The sequence below is a fragment of the Pseudomonas sp. SMN5 genome (assembly GCF_052041925.1).
In the GTDB taxonomy this organism is placed as follows: domain Bacteria; phylum Pseudomonadota; class Gammaproteobacteria; order Pseudomonadales; family Pseudomonadaceae; genus Aquipseudomonas.
On the sequence record NZ_JBKGGX010000029.1, the window covers coordinates 1 to 19,922 of the forward strand.

The 19,922-nt window shown below is 62.7% G+C and carries 11 protein-coding genes and 1 pseudogene; 11 read left to right on the forward strand and 1 reads right to left on the reverse strand.

The genetic code is table 11. From position 1 onward, the window contains the following. Window positions 1–622: 622 nt before the first annotated feature. From glgA to ACLEJR_RS23130, 11 genes and pseudogenes are all read left to right on the forward strand, one after another. Window positions 623–2,194 carry a glycogen synthase GlgA gene (glgA, locus tag ACLEJR_RS23080; protein WP_440799499.1) on the forward strand — a complete coding sequence of 524 codons (1,572 nt, stop codon included), beginning with the start codon at window positions 623–625 and terminating at the stop codon, window positions 2,192–2,194. 7 nt (window positions 2,195–2,201) lie between these two features. Beyond that, window positions 2,202–4,004: a malto-oligosyltrehalose trehalohydrolase gene (gene treZ / locus ACLEJR_RS23085; RefSeq protein WP_440816743.1), complete on the forward strand. Its 1,803-nt coding sequence runs from the start codon at window positions 2,202–2,204 to the stop codon at window positions 4,002–4,004. After that, window positions 4,001–6,079 (forward strand): 4-alpha-glucanotransferase, encoded by a 2,079-nt coding sequence (malQ, locus tag ACLEJR_RS23090; protein WP_440816745.1) that lies wholly within the window; start codon window positions 4,001–4,003, stop codon window positions 6,077–6,079. Before treZ ends, malQ begins: the two co-directional genes overlap by 4 nt. Then, entirely contained in the window at window positions 6,076–8,862 is a 2,787-nt protein-coding gene (locus ACLEJR_RS23095; RefSeq protein ID WP_440816748.1) for a malto-oligosyltrehalose synthase, read from the forward strand. Before malQ ends, ACLEJR_RS23095 begins: the two co-directional genes overlap by 4 nt. Before the next feature lie 19 nt (window positions 8,863–8,881). After that, complete coding sequence (locus tag ACLEJR_RS23100) at window positions 8,882–9,229, forward strand: DUF2934 domain-containing protein (RefSeq protein WP_440816750.1); 348 nt, start codon at window positions 8,882–8,884, stop codon at window positions 9,227–9,229. Window positions 9,230–9,453: 224 nt separating this feature from the next. Further along, a complete protein-coding gene (gene glgX, locus ACLEJR_RS23105) occupies window positions 9,454–11,613 on the forward strand; it encodes a glycogen debranching protein GlgX (RefSeq protein ID WP_440816751.1) in 2,160 nt (719 codons plus the stop codon). A gap of 248 nt (window positions 11,614–11,861) precedes the next feature. Next, on the forward strand, window positions 11,862–12,626 hold the full coding sequence (locus tag ACLEJR_RS23110; RefSeq protein WP_440799481.1) for a PIG-L deacetylase family protein: 765 nt from the start codon (window positions 11,862–11,864) through the stop codon (window positions 12,624–12,626). A 495-nt stretch (window positions 12,627–13,121) separates the two neighbouring features. After that, entirely contained in the window at window positions 13,122–13,886 is a 765-nt protein-coding gene (locus tag ACLEJR_RS23115) for an endonuclease/exonuclease/phosphatase family protein (RefSeq protein WP_440816814.1), read from the forward strand. 179 nt (window positions 13,887–14,065) lie between these two features. Further along, window positions 14,066–16,519: an autotransporter family protein gene (locus tag ACLEJR_RS23120; RefSeq protein WP_440816754.1), complete on the forward strand. Its 2,454-nt coding sequence runs from the start codon at window positions 14,066–14,068 to the stop codon at window positions 16,517–16,519. 111 nt (window positions 16,520–16,630) lie between these two features. Next, window positions 16,631–17,197, forward strand: a pseudogene (locus ACLEJR_RS23125) (autotransporter domain-containing protein); the annotation flags it as partial. Between the two features lie 184 nt (window positions 17,198–17,381). Then, window positions 17,382–19,007, forward strand: a complete 1,626-nt coding sequence (locus ACLEJR_RS23130) for an NADP-dependent glyceraldehyde-3-phosphate dehydrogenase (protein WP_440816756.1) — start codon at window positions 17,382–17,384, stop codon at window positions 19,005–19,007. A 7-nt stretch (window positions 19,008–19,014) separates the two neighbouring features. Here ACLEJR_RS23130 and ACLEJR_RS23135 read toward each other — a convergent pair whose 3' ends face one another. Beyond that, a complete protein-coding gene (locus ACLEJR_RS23135) occupies window positions 19,015–19,908 on the reverse strand; it encodes a DMT family transporter (RefSeq protein ID WP_440816758.1) in 894 nt (297 codons plus the stop codon). Between the last annotated feature and the right edge of the window lie 14 nt (window positions 19,909–19,922).

The following is a 19,922-nucleotide window of genomic DNA, read 5'->3' on the forward strand; positions in this document are numbered from 1 at the left end:
AGGCGGAACCCTAAGTGGCCGTTACCGCAGAAATGGATATGTACCCGGAAATCCAGGTCGACTATGACACAGCCATCGCGAGCAAGCTCGCTCCCACAAGGGGGAAAGTGCCGCCATCGGAGCGCTATTAAAAGGCCGCCATCAGGAGCGCCCCACAATAGTGCATCACGCCATCCCATCGCTCACCGACACAAAAACCCCCACCACCCCATACATCATTTACGTTTCCATCATCTGCATTTCGTCGGGTGGGATTTACCCCGCCTCATGTAAGACATTGCCGACAAAAAACGTGATTGTCCGACAATTCGACGAACCGTCCCGCACCGCTCTAAGTTCTACCCTAGACTCGCAATCCGGCGAAAAAACCGGCCAGTCATCCGAACGAAAAAAAGTCGAAACTTTTCGCAACGGCGACAGGTCAGGGTAAAGGTAGGGCAACAACGACTGGTGCAGTCCTTGCAATAGTCCTTGCAGCAGCTCCTTCACTTGATTCGCTTCGCCGCAAGGGCAGTGTTTTGCTTTCCTTGCGTAGCGCTTGTGCGCCTGGCCGCAGGATTCGGCCAATGAAACAACAGCTCTGGCGCTTGCCGGAAACAGATCGAAAACATGGGAGATATTTATGATCAGTGCTGCCTTGGAACCACAACAGGTCCGTTCACAACTACCGCCGGCGGCCGAATCGCCGACGGCTCCGGTGCTGGCCACCGGCGGCAAGGCACTGCTCCCCGTCGTTCGACAGAATCCCAATCGCAAGAAGGTCTTGTTCGTAACGTCGGAAATTGCCGACCTGGTAAAAACCGGCGGCCTGGGTGACGTGTCCTCCGCGCTGCCGCGGGCGATGGCCGGGCTGCATGATGTCCGGATCCTGATTCCCGGGTATCCGCAAGTGATGCAAAGCGGCAATCCGATCCACATCATCGGCGAACTGGGCGGCCACGCTGCGCTGCCGCCCTGCAAGATCGGACGCATGGACATGGCCGATGGCCTGGTGATCTACGTACTGATCTGCCCGGAACTCTACGAGCGCGAAGGCTCGCCCTACGGTGCCAACAACGGCCGCGACTGGCCTGACAACCACATCCGCTTCGCCCGCCTGGGACTGGCTGCCGCGGACATCGCCGCCAACCTGGCGCAGATCCACTGGTGCCCCGACCTGGTCCACGCCCACGACTGGCCAGCCGGCCTCGCACCGGCCTATATGCATTGGCGCGGGCAACGCACTCCAACCCTGTTCACCATCCACAACCTGGCCTACCAGGGCGTGGTGAGCCTGGCGTGCTGCCCGGAACTGGGCATCCCCGAACATGCGCTGCAACAGGAAGGGATGGAGTTCTACGGCAAATTGTCGTTCCTCAAGGCCGGCATGGCCTACTCCAGCCACATCACCACGGTCAGCGCCACCTACGCCCAGGAAATCACCACCCCGACCTTCGGTTGCGGCCTCGACGGCTTCCTCGCGTCCAAGACCCAGCAGGGTCTGCTCAGCGGCATTCCCAACGGCATCGACGAGAGCTGGGACTCGGCCACCGATACTCACCTGTTCCGCAAATTCGCCATCGGTGACTGGGAAGGCAAGGCAGTCAATGCGGCCCATGTGCGTGAGCTGTTCGGGCTGCACGACTCTGACGGCCCGTTGTTCGCCGTGGTCTCGCGCCTGGTTTACCAGAAAGGCTTGGACCTGACCGAAGCCGTCGCCGAGTTCATCGTCGAGTCAGGCGGACAGATCGCCATCATCGGTCGTGGCGAACCGGAAGAAGAACAGGCCATGCGTGAGCTGGCGCTGCGCTTCCCCGGACGCATCGGCGTGCGCATCGGCTTCAACGAAACCGATGCACGACGGATGTTTGCCGGCAGCGACTTCCTGCTGATGCCTTCGCGTTATGAACCGTGTGGTTTGAGCCAGATGTACGCCCAGCGCTTTGGATCGCTGCCCGTGGCGCGCAATACCGGCGGACTGGCGGACACCATCGAGGATGGCATCACCGGTTTCCTGTTCGATGAATCAACCGTGGACAGCTACAAACAGGCCTTGGGCCGGGCGTTCAAGGTTTTTCAATACCCTGACCTGCTCAACGCAATGCGCTGCCGAGCCATGTCGGCACCTTTCAACTGGAGCAAGGCGGTGGAGCCCTACGCAGAGCTCTACGAACAACTGGTGGCGAAGTCACTGGGCAAATCGGCCAGACAATGAGGTAGCAATGTCGTCAAGGACGCGTGATACATGGACCCATGGCGCGGTCATGCTCGATGCCGAGCACACCCGCTTCGCCCTCTGGGCCCCGGATGCTTTTTTTGTCAGTGTCGAGCTGGACACTGGAGATTCAATACCGCTGCTGCCCCAGTCCGACGGCTGGTTCATGATCCAGACCCGTTGCCCCGCCGGCACCGGCTACCGCTTCAACATCGACGGCGAACTGGAGGTGCCGGACCCCGCTTCCCGCGCCCAGGCCGGCGACCTTGATCGCCACAGTGTGGTGGTCGATCCCCATGCCTACCAATGGCGACACACCCACTGGCGCGGTCGCCCCTGGTACGAGGCGGTAATCTACGAACTGCATGTCGGCGCCCTTGGCGGTTTCGAAGGTGTCGAGCAACAACTGGCGCGTCTGGCGGGGCTTGGGGTTACCGCCATCGAGCTGATGCCGCTGGCGCAATTTCCCGGCGACCGGAACTGGGGCTATGACGGCGTCCTGCCCTACGCGCCCCAGGCCTCCTACGGCTCCCCGGAACAACTCAAGCATTTGATCGACAGCGCCCACGGTCATGGATTGGCGGTCATCCTGGACGTGGTCTACAACCATTTCGGCCCGGACGGTAACTACCTGCACCGCTACGCCAAGGGTTTCTTTCGTGAAGACAAGCACACCCCTTGGGGCGCGGCGATCGATTTCCGTCGCCGCGAAGTGCGGGACTTCTTCATCGACAACGCACTCATGTGGTTGCTGGAATACCGTTTCGACGGCCTGCGCCTGGACGCGGTGCACGCCATCGAAAGCCCGGACTTTCTCCAGGAACTGGCAGCCAGGGTCCGCGAGCAGGTGGACCCGACCCGCTACGTCTGGCTGACTGTCGAGAACGAACACAACCAGGCGAGCCTGCTGGAACAGGGCTACGACGCGCAGTGGAACGACGACGGCCACAACGCCCTGCACGTATTGCTGACCGGCGAGACGGACGCCTATTACGCCGACTACGCCGAACAACCGACGGAACAGCTGGCGCGCTGCCTCAGCCAGGGCTTCGTGTTCCAGGGGCACATCAACCGTCACGGCGAATCCCGGGGCGAGCCCAGCGGCCATCTGCCCCCCAGTGCCTTCGTGCTGTTCCTGCAAAACCACGACCAGATCGGCAACCGCGCCCTGGGCGAGCGCCTGCACCAACTCGCGCCGCCCCAGGCCCTGCAAGCGGCGACCGTCCTGTGGCTGCTCTGCCCGATGATCCCCCTGATGTTCATGGGCGATGAAACCAAGGCGCCACAACCGTTCCTGTTCTTTACCAGTCACCACGGCGAACTGGCAGAGCTGGTGCGCGAAGGCCGGCGCAACGAGTTCAAGGCCTTCAGTGCCTTTGCGGATCCGGAAAAACGCGAACGGATCCCCGATCCCAACGCCGCCCCGACGTTCGAATCCTCGCGTCCGAACCTGGAGGCCCACGAACCTGAACAACTGGCCAACGAGACGCTCTACCGCAGCCTGCTGAAAATCCGCCGTGAAGAGATCGTCCCACGCCTGCCGGGGGCGCACGCATTGGATACCGTCGTGCTGGGCTACGGCGCGGTCAGTGCGCGCTGGCAACTGGGCGACGGCAGCGTGTTGCGCATCGACCTCAACCTCAGCGACCGACCGGTGGCCCATGCCGCTGCCGAAGATGCACGCATTCTTTTCGAACATCCTGAGCAGGCCATGGGTCAGTTGCAACAGGGCGTCCTGGCGCCCTACAGCGCGTTGGTCACCCTGACGCAAGCGGCAACCTTGCCCAACCTGACTGGAGAGCGTCCATGAGTGATGCGCAACTGGAAATCCTCGCCGGCCGCGCAGGCCTGGCGGTGGACTGGATCGACGCCAACGGCCGGGCACAGAAAGTCTCGCCGGCGGTGTTGCGTTCGGTCCTCACGGCCCTTGGCCATCCAGCCGGCACTGCCCAGGAAATCGACGCCAGCCTGCTGCAACTGCAAGAAGATCAACAGAACCACCAACTGCCACCGCTGCTCACCGTCGACGTGGGCTCAAGCCTGGACCTGAGCCGTTACTTCGACGCCGAGACGGCCTGTGAAATCCAGTGCGAGGACGGCTCCACGCTGAACCTCAAACTCGATGCCAACGCCCGGCTTCCGGGGATGATCCCGGTGGGTTACCAGCATGTGCGTATCCGGGACCAGGACTTCACTCTGGCGGTCGCGCCCGCTCGCTGCTACAGCGTGGCCGATGCGGTGGATGACCCGACACCACGGGCCTGGGGCCTGAGCGCGCAGTTGTATGCGTTGCGCCGCCCTGGCGACGGCGGCTTCGGGGACACCCAGGCCCTGGAAGAACTGGCACGGGTGGCCGGTGAGCGCGGCGCCGAGGCGATTGCCATCAGTCCGATGCACGCCATGTTCAGCAGCGACACCGGACGCTACAGCCCTTACTCTCCGTCCAGCCGCCTGTTCCTCAACAGCTTGTACGCCGCCCCCGGCACCATCCTGGGCGAACGGGCCCTGCGCACCGCCATCGACGCCACGGGGCTGACCAATCAACTGCGCTCACTCGAAGAACAGCCGCTGGTGGATTGGCCGGTTGCCGCGCAGGCCAAGCAGAAAGTGCTGCGGGCCTTGTACGACGGCTTCAGCCAGGGCGAGCATCCGCTGCATGAAGACTTCAGCAGCTTTCGCCACACCAGTGGCGAAGCCCTGGAAAACCACTGCCGCTTCGAAGCCTTGCAGGCCGAACGCGCAGCCCGGGGAGAAAGCCTCGACTGGCGCCAGTGGCCGGAAGACTGGCGCAACCCACGCAGCGCCGTGCTGGCGCGTTTCGCCGAAGAAAACGCCGACGAAATCGGCTTCTACGCCTTTTGCCAATGGCTGATTGCCCGATGCCTGGAGCGCGCCCAGAGCGCCGCCAAGTCAAGCGGCATGGGCATCGGCCTGATCGCCGACCTGGCGGTAGGCGCGGACGGTGCCGGCAGCCAGGCCTGGAGCCGACAGGATGAGCTGCTCGCTTCGCTGACCGTGGGCGCGCCGCCGGATATCCTCAACCGCTCCGGCCAGGGTTGGGGAATCTCGGCATTTTCCCCAGAAGGCCTGGTGCGTAACGGTTTCCGGGCATTCATTGAAATGCTGCGGGCCAATTTCGCCCATGCCGGTGGTTTGCGTATCGATCATGTCATGGGCCTGCAACGGCTCTGGGTCATCCCCAACGATGCCCCACCCTCCGACGGTGCCTATCTGTATTACCCGTTCGATGACCTGCTGCGCCTGCTGGCACTCGAATCCCACCGCCACCAGGCCATCGTTCTCGGCGAAGACCTCGGCACGGTGCCCGATGGCTTGCGGGACAAGCTCAGTGCCCGCGCAATCCTCGGCATGCGCGTGCTGTTGTTCGAACAGGACAACGCCCGCTTCAAGCCGATCCTCGACTGGCCGGACGACGCTCTGGCAACCACCAGCACCCATGACCTGCCGACTCTCAACGGGTGGTGGCACGGGCACGATATCGACTGGAACGCCCGGCTCGACCTGGTCGACTCCCATGGCGAGATGGAATGGCGCAGACACCGCGAACGCGAGCGCGAGGGCCTGCGCGATGCACTGAACCAGGATCCACAGAACTTTCGCGAAGAACACCGCGAGACCGACCAGGTGCTCGACGCCAGTGTGCGCTTCCTCGGCCACACTCGCGCGCCGCTGGTCTTGCTACCGCTCGAAGATGCCCTGGGCATCGAGGAGCAGGCCAACCTGCCCGGCACCATTGACACCCACCCCAATTGGCGGCGCCGCCTGGCTCATGAAAGCCAGGCGTTGCTGGATCACCCGGACGCTGCCCGGCGTCTGGAAATACTCGCCTGCGCGAGACTTCAGGCGAACGAGCGTGACCGATGAAAGAGACATCAATCCAACCGCTGCGGGCGACGCTGCGCCTGCAATTTCATAAAGGCTTCACCCTGGACGACGCCATCGAAAAGGTGCCGTACTTTGCTTCACTGGGCATCAGCCACCTCTACGCCTCGCCGTTGCTGAAGGCCCGGGCCGGGTCGATGCATGGCTACGATGTAGTCGACCCGACCCTGGTCAATCCGGAGCTGGGCGGCGAAGCAGCGCTCAGGCGCCTGGTGGCAACCCTGCGCGAGCATCGGATGGGCCTGATCCTCGACATCGTCTCCAACCACATGGCCGTTGGCGGTCATGACAATCCGTGGTGGCTGGACCTGCTGGAATGGGGGCGCCTGAGTCCCTATGGCGAGTTCTTCGATATCCAGTGGCATTCCCCTGATCCGCTGCTCGAAGGCCAGTTGCTGCTGCCGTTCCTGGGCAGCGACTACGGGGTCGCGTTGCAGGAAGGCACGTTGCAGTTGCGACTCGACGCCCACCAGGGCAGCTTCTATGTCGAGCACTACGAACACCGCTTCCCGATCTGCCCGATGCAGTATGGCGAGCTGCTGCGGCCCGCAGAAAGCGTGCCGGCCGAACAGGCCGAGGCACTCAAGGCGCTGGCCGAACGCTTCACCACGCTGAACTACCAGACCGACGCCCATACCCTCGCCCGTCCGCTGCAAGCAGAACTGCGCGAGCTGGTGACCCGACCGGAGATCCTCGCGGCTGTCGAAGATAACCTGCGTGGCTATGATTCAACGCAGCCCGAAGGGTTCGAACGTCTGCATCAACTGTTGGAGCGCCAGAGCTATCGGCTCGCCAGTTGGCGTACGGCGGCGGACGACATCAACTGGCGGCGGTTTTTCGATGTCAATGAGCTGGGTGGGCTGCGGGTCGAACGCCCGGCCGTATTCGAAGCCACCCATGCCAAGATCTTTGAATTGGTCGAGCAAGGCCTGGTGGATGGGCTGCGCATCGATCACGTTGACGGTCTCGCCGACCCACGCGGGTACTGCCGCAAACTGCGCAGGCGCCTGGATTCGATCTCACCGTCGCGCCACCTGCCGATCTTCATCGAGAAGATCCTCGGCGATGGCGAGACCTTGCGCCGCGACTGGAACGTCGACGGCAGTACCGGCTACGAGTTCATGAACCAGATCTCGCTGTTGCAGCATGATCCGGCCGGCGCCACCCCGCTCGCCGAGTTCTGGAGCCGCCACAGCGAACGGCCGGCGCAGTTCATCGACGAAGCGCGACTGGCACGCCAGCAGATTCTCAACGGCTCACTGGCCGGAGACTTCGAGAGCGTCGCCCAGGCCCTGCTGCAAGTGGCCCGCGACGATGTGATGACCCGTGACCTGACGCTGGGCGCGATTCGGCGGGCTTTGCAGGAGCTGATCGTGCACTTCCCGGTGTACCGCACCTACATCAACCCGCTGGGCCGCTCCGCCGAGGACCAGGTGTTTTTCAACCAGGCGCTCGAGGGTGCCCGTCAGACGCTCAGCGAAGCCGATTGGCCGGTGCTCGATTGCCTGGCCGACTGGCTCGGTGGCATGCCCTGGCGCCAACGCCCGCGCGGCAGCCAGCGCAAACGTCTGCGCCATGCCTGCGTGCGCTTCCAGCAGTTGACCTCGCCGGCGGCCGCCAAGGCCGTTGAAGACACGGCGCTGTATCGCTCGGCGGTGCTGCTGTCACGTAACGATGTGGGCTACAACACCGAGCGCTTCAGCGCCCCGCCAGAGGAGTTCCACAACGCCTGTATCGAGCGCCTTGCGCACTTCCCCGATAACCTGATGACCACCGCCACCCACGACCACAAGCGTGGCGAAGACACCCGCGCCCGGTTGGCGATACTCAGCGAGCGCGCCGACTGGTACACCGCTTGTGTGGAGCAATGGCGCATTCTCTCGCCTTCGCTGCACAGCGATCCGGCGGCTCCCTCGGCGGGTGACGAGCTGATTCTCTACCAGGCGCTGCTCGGTAGCTGGCCGCTGGACCTCGACCTGCAAGATCCCAAGGCGTTGGCCGAGTACAACGAACGCCTGTGGCAATGGCAACGCAAGGCCCTGCGCGAAGCCAAGCTGCAAAGCAGCTGGGCAGCGGTCAACGATAGTTATGAGCAGGCCACCCAGATGTTCCTTGAGCGCTTATTGCTGGGGGACGAGGGGCTGCCGTTGCGCAGTGCCATCGCCGAGGCCGTCCAGGCCATTGCACCGGCAGGCGCGCTGAACAGCCTGGCGCAGACTTTGCTGCGCATGACCGTACCCGGTGTTCCAGACCTGTACCAGGGCAACGAATTCTGGGATTTCAGCCTGGTGGATCCGGACAACCGCCGCCCGGTGGATTTCACCGCACGCCGTGAGGCGCTACAGGCCGACAGCGAACCGGCGGCATTGATCAACGACTGGCGCGACGGACGGGTCAAGCAGGCGTTGATCGCCAGGACGCTGGCGGTGCGAGCCCAATACCCGCAGCTGTTCCGCCTGGGCCGCTACCAGCCGCTGGAGGTGGTCGGCGAGCAGGCCCAGCGGGTCCTGGCGTTCATGCGTGAGCACGAGCAACAACAGGCGATCATCGTGGTGCCGATCCATGCCGCCCGGCTGCTCGAAAATGCAGCGGTGCCGCAAGTCGCCGCCTCGGACTGGGGCGATACCCGCGTGAAATTACCGTTTGCCAGTGGGGACGGAAAACTGAAGGGACTTTTTGCAAGCGCAGCAGTCACACCCCAAGGGGAACTGATGATCAGCGCCGCGCTGGGGGATTTCCCGGTCAATGTCTTTATTCAATCTTGAGTTAGTCAGGAGCACTGCAATGAGTACCGACGATAAACGCATCCGCGAATTCGCTTATCAGATCTGGGAATCCGAGGGTAAGCCCACCGGGCAGGAAGAACGCCACTGGGAGATGGCGCGCAAGCTGGCGGAGGCCGAAGCCCTGGCGCCGAGCAAACCGGCCAAGGCGACCAGCAAACCTGCGGCAGCCAAGGCTGACGCTATCAAGCCGGTAGCCAGCAAGCCGACCGCTGCCAAACCGGCCGCCAAGGCAGCCGCTCCCAAGGCTAAACCGGCGGCCAAGCCTGCGGCGAACACAGCCGCAGCGCCGGCGGTCAAGCCGGCCGAGAAAAAGCCCCGGGCAGCCCGTAAGCCGCCGGTGGTCTGACTCGTCTCCTGACCGCGACCAACCCAATGTGGCGAGGGGGATTTATCCCCGCTGGGCTGCCATGGCAGCCCGGATATCTGGCCCGGATGACTGACCGACCCAAGTCAATCCTTCTGGGGGCGCTGCGCACGCCAGCGGGGATAAATCCCCCGCCACGGGTGCAGCGCATAGTCACCCGTCCTACGTGAATTGAATTGCCGTATCTGTCTTTTGCAGGAGCAACTATGACCCGTCCAAAAAAAACCACGCCGCCGCCGGTTATCGAGGCTTCGCGGATTCGTGAAGGGCTGCCTTTTCCACTCGGTGCGACCTGGGATGGCCTCGGGGTCAATTTCGCACTGTTTTCCGCCAATGCCACCAAGGTGGAGTTGTGCATTTTCGATGACACCGGCGAGGTCGAGCTTGAACGCATCGAACTGCCGGAGTACACCGACGAGATCTACCACGGCTATCTGCCCGATGCCCATCCGGGACTGATCTACGGCTACCGGGTCTATGGCCCGTACGACCCGGAGAATGGCCACCGTTTCAACCCGAACAAATTGCTGATCGACCCCTATGCCAAGCAATTGGTCGGCGAACTGAAATGGTCCGAGGCACTGTTCGGCTACACCATCGGCCATCCCGACGGTGATCTCAGCTTCGACGAGCGCGACAGCGCGCCGTTCGTACCCAAGTGCAAGGTCATCGACCCCGCGCACACCTGGGGCCACGACCACCGGGTCAGCGTGCCGTGGGACAAGACCATCCTGTATGAAACCCATGTCCGTGGTATCAGCATGCGTCACCCGGCGGTGCCGGAAAACCTGCGCGGCACATTCGCCGGGCTGATGGTCGACGACGTGCTGGAACACATCCGCAAGCTGGGTGTTTCATCGGTAGAACTGTTGCCGATCCACGCCTTCGTCAATGACCAGCATCTGTTGCAAAAGGGCATGACCAACTACTGGGGCTACAACAGCATCGCCTTCTTCGCCCCGGACCCCCGCTACCTGGCCAGCGGCAAGATCGCCGAGTTCAAGGAACTGGTCGCGCACATGCACGAGGCCAACCTGGAAGTCATCCTCGACGTGGTCTACAACCACACCGCCGAAGGCAACGAGCAAGGCCCGACCCTGTCCATGCGCGGCATCGACAACGCCTCGTACTACCGGCTGATGCCCGACGACAAACGCTACTACATCAACGATTCAGGCACCGGCAATACCCTGGACCTGAGCCACCCTTGCGTCCTGCAGATGGTCACCGACTCCCTGCGCTACTGGGCCACGGAAATGCACGTCGACGGTTTCCGGTTCGACCTGGCAACCATCCTGGGGCGCTACCACGACGGTTTCGACGAGCGCCACAGCTTCCTCGTGGCTTGCCGGCAGGACCCAGTGCTGCGCCAGGTGAAAATGATCGCCGAGCCGTGGGACTGCGGCCCCGGTGGCTATCAGGTCGGCGGCTTCCCGCCGGGCTGGGTGGAATGGAACGACAAATTCCGTGACACGGTCCGCGCGTTCTGGAAAGGCGACGACGGCCAACTGGCCAATTTCGCCAGCCGCATGACTGCTTCAGGGGAGATGTTCAACCAGCGGGGCCGACGTCCTTACGCCTCGGTGAACTTCGTCACTGCCCATGACGGCTTCACCCTCAATGACCTGGTGTCGTACAACGACAAGCACAACGAAGCCAACGACGAAAACAACCAGGACGGCAGCAATAACAACCTGTCCTGGAACCATGGCGTCGAAGGCCCGACCGATGACCCTGAAATCAATGCGCTGCGTCACCGGCAGATGCGCAACTTCTTCGCCACCCTGCTGTTGGCCCAGGGCACACCGATGATCGTGGCCGGTGACGAGTTCGCCCGGACCCAGCACGGCAACAACAACGCTTATTGCCAGGACAGCGAGATCGGCTGGGTCAACTGGGACCTGAGCGAGGACGGCGCGGCGCTGCTCAAGTTCGTCAAGCGCTTGATCAAGTTGCGCCTGGCCTACCCGATCCTGCGCCGCGGCCGGTTCCTGGTGGGCAACTACAACGAGGACATCGGCGTCAAGGACGTGACCTGGCTGGCCCCGGATGGCAGCGAGATGACCACCGAGCAGTGGCAGGACGGCCACGGGCGCTGCCTGGGAATGCTGATGGACGGGCGCGCCCAGGAAACGGGGATCCGCCGCAAGGGCGGCGACGCGACGCTGTTGCTGGTGGTCAATGCGCACCATGACATCGTCAACTTCCGCCTGCCGCAAGTGCCTGAGGGCAGCTTCTGGACCTGCATGATCGACACCAACCAGCCCACGATCCGTGGCGAGGAGCGCTTCGACTTCGACGCCGAATATGCCGTCACGGGGCGTTCGCTGCTGCTGTTCGAATTGCAGCGCGAAGAAGAGGACTGAACCTCGCGCTGAAAATGATCGAAAACGAACCGCAAGGACGCGGTTCTCGATACCTGCATCCCAGTCTGGAGAAAAAAAACCGGTTCAGACACACATGTGACGCGACGAATCGACCGCCATGGTCAATACTTCGCCTGCGGGAGTTTCCAGGATTGGGAGCACCGCGAATCGCAACCAAGCGTTTACGAGCGCCGTCGGGCAGAGGCCCGTTGCCGGTTGCAAGATTGAATACAACAAGGACGTCCCCGATGAAACCCGCCTCTCGCTTGCATGGCCGGCAGCACCCGCAGATCTGGAACAGTGCTGCGCAACTGGCCGATATCCCCATCATCAGTACCCAGACGCTCATTCCCAGCGGTGCCCGCGCCGTCATCCTCGCCCCGCACCCGGGCGATGAGATCGGCGCCTGTGGCGGTTTGCTCCAGCTGTTGAACAACCTGGACCGGCCCGTATTGCTGATTTCGGTCACCGACGGTGCCCTCGGCCATCCCGGCTCACCGTTGTGGACCGATGAACGCCTGCGCACGCAACGCCCTCACCCCCAGGAAAGCGTCGATGCCTTGAGCCGCCTGGGTATCGCCACCCACGGTCTGCAATGGGTCCGCGGCGGTTTCCCGGAGAAGGCCCTGGCCGGACACGAAGCTGAACTGGCGGCTTTCATTGGCCGTCATCTGCGTCCCGGTGACGTGGTGTTCGGCACCTGGCGCAAGGACGGCGACAGCGACCACGACACGGTCGGCCGGGCCGGCGCGCAGGCCGCAGAGGAGGTCGGAGCGGCGTTCAACGAACTGCCGGTGTGGGCCTGGCACTGGCCAGTACGCGAGCAGAACAAGATCCCCTGGCACCGCGCCCGCAAACTGCGCCTCGACGTCTGGACCACCGCGCGCAAACGCCACGCCATGCATGCCTACGCCAGCCAACTGAACGGCGAACCCGCCAGCGGCATCGCCCCGCTGGTGCCTCGGGTCATCCTCGACCGCATGGGCATGCCGTATGAGATCGTGTTCATCTGAAACCCAGGCCTGGCACTACAAACCTGTGAAATCTCCATGGGATCAGGCCTGACAAGCATCCTGTGTGAGCGGGCTTGCTCGCGAAAGCGGCGGGCCTGCTTGCAATGATGTTGTGAGCGCCGACGCCATCGCGAGCAGGCTCGCTCCCACAGTGGATCTGCGATGTCCTTGGGATCCAGGCCTGACAAGCATCCTGTGGGAGCGGGCTTGCTCGCGAAAGCGGTTGGCCTGCTTGCAATGATGTTGTGAGCGCCGACGCCATCGCGAGCAGGCTCGCTCCCACATGGGTTTATCGCCGTCCATGGAGCTTGAGTACACCGCAATTCCTTGTGGGAGCGAGCCTGCTCGCGATGGCGGTGGTTCAGGCTGTGACGCGTTGTGCAGTCACCATGAAAAATCCGGAACTGCCACAGCCTCTCGCCAGTCGCATGAACAGGTACGTCTGATTCAGGAGCGAACGTGACTCAAGATCCCGATTGGCAGGCCCTGGAAACCATGCCATTGGACACGCCCGCAGCGGTTCATCGGCTGCGGGTTCTGACGGTCAATACCCACAAGGGGTTCACCGCCCTCAACCGGCGTTTCATCCTGCCCGAATTGCGCGAGGCGGTGCGCAGTACCGGTGCCGACCTGGTGTTCCTGCAAGAGGTGCTGGGCGAGCACGATCGCCACGCCTCACGCTACGACAACTGGCCCCAGACCTCGCAGTACGAATTTCTCGCCGACAGCATGTGGAACGACTTTGCCTACGGTCGCAACGCGGTGTACCCCGACGGCCACCACGGTAATGCGCTGCTGTCCAAATACCCGATTCGCCAGTTCCGCAACCTCGATGTATCCATCACCGGCCCAGAGCGACGCGGACTTTTGCATTGCGTACTGGAAGTGCCGGGCCACGCCGAGGTCCATGGCATTTGCGTGCACTTGAGTCTTTTGGAAAGCCATCGCCAACTCCAACTGAAGTTGCTCTGCCAACTGCTCGACTCACTGCCCGAGGATGCCCCGGTGATCATTGCCGGTGACTTCAATGACTGGCAATTGCGCGGCAACATCGCCCTCGCCCGCCGTGGCTACCTGCACGAAGCTTTCGAGCATCATCACGGCCGCCCCGCCCGCACCTACCCAGCGCGTTTCCCGCTGCTGCGCCTGGACCGTATCTACCTGCGCAACGCCACCAGCCACGCGCCGCAAATCCTCGGCAACAGGCCCTGGACACACCTGAGCGACCACCTGCCGTTGTCAGTGGAAGTGCATTTGTAACCCTCTCCCTGTCCCTCTCCAGCGTGCGCCGACCTGTAAGTTCTGACAGTAGCGGCGCCAGCTTTTCGTTGCTAGGGTGCCATTCCATACAGCGAGCGTTGCCAGGCCCCTGTGTGCCAGCCGTTGTGCAACCAATGCTGAAACCGGTGTCCAGGGATACCGACGCAGAGGGATAGCACATGAGCTTGCACGATCAAGGATTCAATCGGCTGTTCAACGCTGTGTGGATTTTGCTCCTGTTCCAATTGGACGCTCCAAGCGCCATCGCAGCGTGTACCCTGACGCCAACGGCGGGCGACGATGCCCATGTCTGCGACAGCGGCACCAGCGCCGGGCTGACGGACCTTTCCGGCAATAACACCTTGACCATGCCAGCCAATGGCAGCGGCGTCATACAAGGCGATGTCATCTTCGGCGCCGGCACCGATCACATCCTGATCAACCCCAACGGGGTGATTGCCGGTGACGTGGAACAGGGTTCAGGCATCGACGATTTCGTGATGAATGGCGGCAGCATCCAGTCCCTGGCCCAGGGCGATGGCCTGGATACCTTCCTGATGACCGGCGGCACCATCGTTGGCGCGTTCGAGGACGGCGATGAGGCTCGCATGACCGGTGGCACCATCGGGCGGGTCGACATGAAGCTCGACGACAACATTTTCGACATGTCGGGCGGCGAAATTCTCGGCAACCTGGTGACCGGGTTCGGCCAGGATACGATTATCCTTTCCGCCGGGCGCATCGGCGGCAACGTCAGTGTCAGCGGCGGCAACGACAGCGTCACGGTGAGTGGAGGCGAGATCGTCGGCGAAGTCCGGACCAGTTTCGGCGATGACCAACTGCAATGGAGCGGCGGTCTCATCCGTTCGGCGATCCTGATGGGCGACGGCACCGATACGGCACTGCTGCGCAACCTGAATGAAACCGTACTCGCAACGACTCCCAGCCTGGATGGCGGCCTGGGCCAGGACAGTCTGACCTTCGAAGCCACGACCTCTGGCACCGGGGCGCGCTATGTCAACTGGGAGACGGTGAACCTGTCTCAGGGATCGCGCCTGGACCTCAATGACACACTGGTACTGGGCGACTCTGCCACGGCCACCGGCGTGCTGAACATCGACAGCAGCAGCGTTCTGACGTCGATCCAGGGCAGCGTCAATCCATTCACTGCCGGCCAACTGGCCACCCTCAATAACAGCGGCACGATCGACCTGACCCGCGACAATACCCGCACCAACGACAGCCTCACCGTACAGGGCAACTATGTCGGCAACAACGGCCAGTTACGCCTGCAGACGGTGCTCGGCGCTGATGGTTCGCCCAGCGACAAACTGGTGGTCAACGGCGGAACGCTCACCGGCAATACCGCCATTGCCGTCACGAACGTCGGAGGAGCTGGCGGGTTGACCACCCAGGACGGGATCGAAGTGGTCCAGGCCCAGGGCGGCGCCGTCAGTGACAGCAACGCCTTTTCCCTGGCGCAGTCAGTCTCGGCCGGCGCATTCGACTATCGCTTGTTCAAGGGCGGCGTGACGGGCAATGCAAACAACTGGTACCTGCGCTCGACAGTGGTGGCCGGACCAGTCGCGGCGCCCCCTGCCCCGTCACTGCCGAACGCGCCGGCCGCGCCGCCGTTGCCACCGCTGCCGGTGCCCGTCGCGGGCGCGGCGCCGATCCCGTTGTATCGTCCGGAAGTGCCCACCTGGTCCGCCATGCCACCTGTGGCAGCGCAACTGACCCTGATGGCCCTGGGCACGTTCCATGACCGTCAGGGCGACCAGCGCCTGCTGACCGAGACCGGTGCATTCGGGGCCGGCTGGGGTCGGGTCTATGGCAAGGATCTGGACCAGACCTGGGCCGGCACCGTCACGCCGCGCTTCGACGGGTCCATCAAGGGCTTCCAGGTGGGTAACGACCTGTACAGCGCGCCAACGTCCGGCGGCCAGACCCAGCGCATCGGTTTTTTTGTCGGCCATACCGAATTGAATGGCAACGTCGATGGCTTCAACCTCGGCTTCGAAGGCCGACGCGCCGGTAAAGTCGACCTCGACGGCGACAGCTATGGCCTGTACTGGACGCTCATCGACCCTACCGGCGGCTACGTTGATGCGGTGGTGATGGGCACGCGGCTCAATGGCGACAGCCGCTCCGAACGCGGCCTCAAGATTGATAACCGGGGCCATGCCCTGACCCTCTCGGCAGAGGCCGGTTACCCTTTCGCCGTGGCGAACGATTGGGTGCTTGAGCCCCAAGTCCAGATCATCCATCAGAAAGTCTCCCTGGATACCCAGGACGATGGGGTCTCCCGGGTCGAATTCGATTCCGACAGTGCCTGGACCGGTCGCCTCGGTGCGCGGCTCAAGGGCCGCTATCAGGTCAGCGGCATGCCGGTGGAACCGTACCTGCGTGCCAACCTCTGGCACACCTTTTCCGGTACCGATACCGTGACGTTCGACAACACCGACCGGGTCGAGACCCAGCAACGATCCTCTACCGCCGACCTAGGCATTGGGGTCATTGTCAGCCTGGCGCCTGCGGTCAGCCTTTACGCAGGCGCCGACTACAGCAACAACCTGGACAGCAACCAACAACGCAGTGTGGCGGGCAATCTCGGCGTGCGGATCAGCTGGTAGGCCGGAGACGGTTCATTGACAGAAAATATGCCAGAGGAATCACTCCATTAGCGGGTCTGATCAAGAGTTTCCATACATCCGCGGCTTTCTTGACGCAGGCGCAACGGTCTTCTTGGTGCCTACTGGAGCCTGACCGGCCCGGCGGGCTGGCACGTGGACCTCAGTGCCAGTGGTGGCCGGGTCAACGGCTACAGCCGGACCGAACAAGGCCAACGCCAGGCAGCAGAAGGCAGCGCAGTGACGCTGTCGGTCGAAGGTGGGTTTCCGATCGGCATCAGCACCAACTGGGTGGTCGAACCCTAGGGGCAGTTGATCAACCAGCGCGTCTCTCTCGACACCCCGAACGCCGAGAATGGCAACCGCAACGAAATGAGCGCCTGGAACGGTCGCGTCGGCGCCCGATTCAGAGGTAATTACCAGCTCAACGGGCTCGGTGTGGAGCCCTATGTGCTTACCAACCTGTGGCACACCGTGCAGAACACCGAGACCTTGAGCCTGGACAAGGTCGACAAGATCAGCAGCAGCCGCAAGTCGTCCACGGTCGAGGTGGGCCTGGGCCTGGTGGCTCGGGTCACACCGGCAGTGAGCCTGTACGTCAGCGCCGACTACAGCAGCGATGTCGACGACAACGACCTGAACGGGATCATCACCAGCATGGGCGTACGGATGCGCTGGTAAATCCCGCGATACAGGGCCGGCGCAGCCAGCCGCCGGCCCGCTGTATTTCCCCGGTCGAGGGCGGTCAAAAAAGCCATTGCCAGCTCATCCTACTTAAAAACCACCTCCATTAAGGCGTATAACCCTAAAAACAATCTACGCCTGCAAGCCTTCCCATGGCTCATTTCATTGATGGAGTAACGACATGACCACAGCCCCCTTCCTCGCCGACCTGTTCCCCGACGCTGCCGATATCCCGGACGCTTACCGTCTCGAAGGCCTGACCGAGCAGCGCGAATACCTGGTCGACGGTGTGTTGCGTACCTGGCAGGGGCCACTGGCCGTGGTCCGCAGCCCGGTCTACCTGACACGTGCCGATGGCGATGAGCAGGTGATTCTCGGCAGCACGCCGCTGCTGGATGCCGAGACCGCCCTCACCGCCCTTGACGCTGCCGTACGTGCCTACGATCGGGGTCAAGGCCAGTGGCCAACGATGCGCGTGGCCGAGCGCATCGCCCATGTCGAGGCGTTCCTGACGCGCATGCGTGAACAACGGGAGGCGGTGGTCAAGCTGCTGATGTGGGAAATCGGCAAGAACCTCAAGGACTCGCAGAAGGAGTTCGACCGCACCTGTGACTACATCGTCGACACCATCAACGCCCTCAAGGAACTGGACCGACGCTCCAGCCGCTTCGAGCTGGAACAGGACACCCTCGGGCAGATCCGTCGCGTACCGCTGGGCGTGGCGTTGTGCATGGGGCCTTACAATTACCCGTTGAACGAAACCTTCACCACGCTGATTCCTGCGCTGATCATGGGCAACACGGTGGTGTTCAAGCCGGCCAAACCAGGCGTACTGCTGATACGTCCGTTGCTCGAAGCCTTCCGCGACAGCTTCCCGGCCGGGGTAATCAATGTGATCTACGGCAGTGGTCGGGAAACCGTTAGTGCGCTGATGGCCAGTGGCAAGATCGACATTTTCGCGTTCATCGGCACCAACAAGGCCGCCAGCGACCTGAAGAAACTTCATCCGCGTCCGCACCGTTTGCGTGCCGCCCTCGGGCTGGACGCGAAGAACCCTGGCCTAGTGCTTCCGGACGTGGACCTGGACAACGCCGTCAGCGAGGCGCTGACAGGCTCGCTGTCTTTCAATGGCCAGCGCTGCACCGCGTTGAAAATCCTGTTTGTCCATGAAGACGTGGCGCCGGCCTTCATCGAAAAATTCAATGCTCGGCTTGCCACCCTGAAACCCGGCATGCCGTGGGAGGACGGTGTGGCACTGACGCCACTGCCCGAAGCGGGCAAGGTCGACTACCTGCATTCGCTGGTGGCCGATGCGGTCGCCAAAGGCGCCGCCGTGCAGAATGCCCACGGCGGCGAATCGCGAAGCTCGTTCTTTTATCCGGCAGTGCTCTATCCGGTGAACACCGCGATGCGCGTCTACCACGAAGAGCAATTCGGCCCGGTGGTGCCCATCGTGCCTTATCGCGATCTCGATACTGTGGTCGATTACGTACTCGAGTCCGACTTCGGCCAGCAACTGAGCATTTTCGGCACCGACCCGGCGCAAGTCGGCAGGCTGGTGGACACCTTCGCCAACCAGGTCGGTCGTATCAACATCAACGCCCAATGCCAACGTGGTCCGGATACCTTCCCATTCAACGGCCGGAAGAATTCGGCCGAAGGCACCTTGTCCGTCCACGACGCGCTACGTACGTTCTCCATCCGCACCCTGGTCGCGACCAAATTCCAGGACAGCAACAAGGCCTTGATCAGCGACATCATCCGGGAGCGGGATTCGAATTTCCTGACCACCGACTACATCTTCTGACCGCGCATTACGACAGGGCTGGGCGACGCAGCTTGATACCCCAGCCCTGTTGCATGCCGGCGGCTGCCAGCAGGATCGCCGCCACACCCAGCCATTGCAGCGGTTCGAGTCGATGGCCGAAGGCAAACCAGTCGACGAAGATCGCCGCGATGGGATAGATGAACGACAGCGCGCCGGTAATCGCAGTGGGCAAGCGTTGAATCGCGCTGTACAGCAACACATACATCACGCCGGTGTGGACGATGCCAAGCGTGATGAGGCTGGCCCACCCTTGGGCTTGTTGCGGCAATGCCGAGACGTTCACCCAGGGTGCCAGCAACATCACACCTGTGCTGACCTGCACCAGCGCAATCAAGTGCGGTGGCGTGCCGGTCAGGCGTTTGATGATCAACGCCGCGATCGCATACAACAACGCGGCCCCCAGCGCCAACTCGATGCCCATCAGATAGTCGCCGCCGCCCTGCCCCTGCTCGCCGTGCGCACTGACGATGGCCAGCATTCCAAGAAACGAGACCGCCAGCCAGAACAGTTTCTGCGCAGTGATCTTTTCTCCCAGGAACAGCGCCGCCAACCCGACCAACATGAACGGCTGGACGTTGTAGACTGCGGTACCAATGGCAATCGACGCCCGAGAGTAGGAAGCGAATAGCAATACCCAGTTGCCGACGATCGCCACCCCACTGAGCACCGCCAGCAGGAAAGTGGTACGGGTCAGGATCCCTGGGCGCAGGAAGCCGAAGCCGGCGCAGATCAGCAGCAAGGTCGCTGCGCCAAATACGCAGCGCCAGAACACCACATCCAGCACCGGCAGGCCGCAAACCAGCACGAACCAACCAATGGTTCCGGAAATCAGCATGGCGGCCGTCATTTCCAGCGAACCGCGGCGTAGGGACTTATCCATCTTGAGGCTCCTTC

Excerpts from the sequence above, each read along its gene's own strand:
- ACLEJR_RS23130 (WP_440816756.1), top strand. The coding sequence starts at position 17,382 with ATGACCACAGCCCCCTTCCTCGCCGACCTGTTCCCCGACGCTGCCGAT.
- ACLEJR_RS23110 (WP_440799481.1), top strand. The coding sequence starts at position 11,862 with ATGAAACCCGCCTCTCGCTTGCATGGCCGGCAGCACCCGCAGATCTGG.
- glgX (WP_440816751.1), top strand. The coding sequence starts at position 9,454 with ATGACCCGTCCAAAAAAAACCACGCCGCCGCCGGTTATCGAGGCTTCG.
- ACLEJR_RS23115 (WP_440816814.1), top strand. The coding sequence starts at position 13,122 with ATGCCATTGGACACGCCCGCAGCGGTTCATCGGCTGCGGGTTCTGACG.
- ACLEJR_RS23100 (WP_440816750.1), top strand. The coding sequence starts at position 8,882 with ATGAGTACCGACGATAAACGCATCCGCGAATTCGCTTATCAGATCTGG.
- malQ (WP_440816745.1), top strand. The coding sequence starts at position 4,001 with ATGAGTGATGCGCAACTGGAAATCCTCGCCGGCCGCGCAGGCCTGGCG.
- glgA (WP_440799499.1), top strand. The coding sequence starts at position 623 with ATGATCAGTGCTGCCTTGGAACCACAACAGGTCCGTTCACAACTACCG.
- ACLEJR_RS23135 (WP_440816758.1), bottom strand. The coding sequence starts at position 19,908 with ATGGATAAGTCCCTACGCCGCGGTTCGCTGGAAATGACGGCCGCCATG.
- ACLEJR_RS23120 (WP_440816754.1), top strand. The coding sequence starts at position 14,066 with ATGAGCTTGCACGATCAAGGATTCAATCGGCTGTTCAACGCTGTGTGG.
- treZ (WP_440816743.1), top strand. The coding sequence starts at position 2,202 with ATGTCGTCAAGGACGCGTGATACATGGACCCATGGCGCGGTCATGCTC.
- ACLEJR_RS23095 (WP_440816748.1), top strand. The coding sequence starts at position 6,076 with ATGAAAGAGACATCAATCCAACCGCTGCGGGCGACGCTGCGCCTGCAA.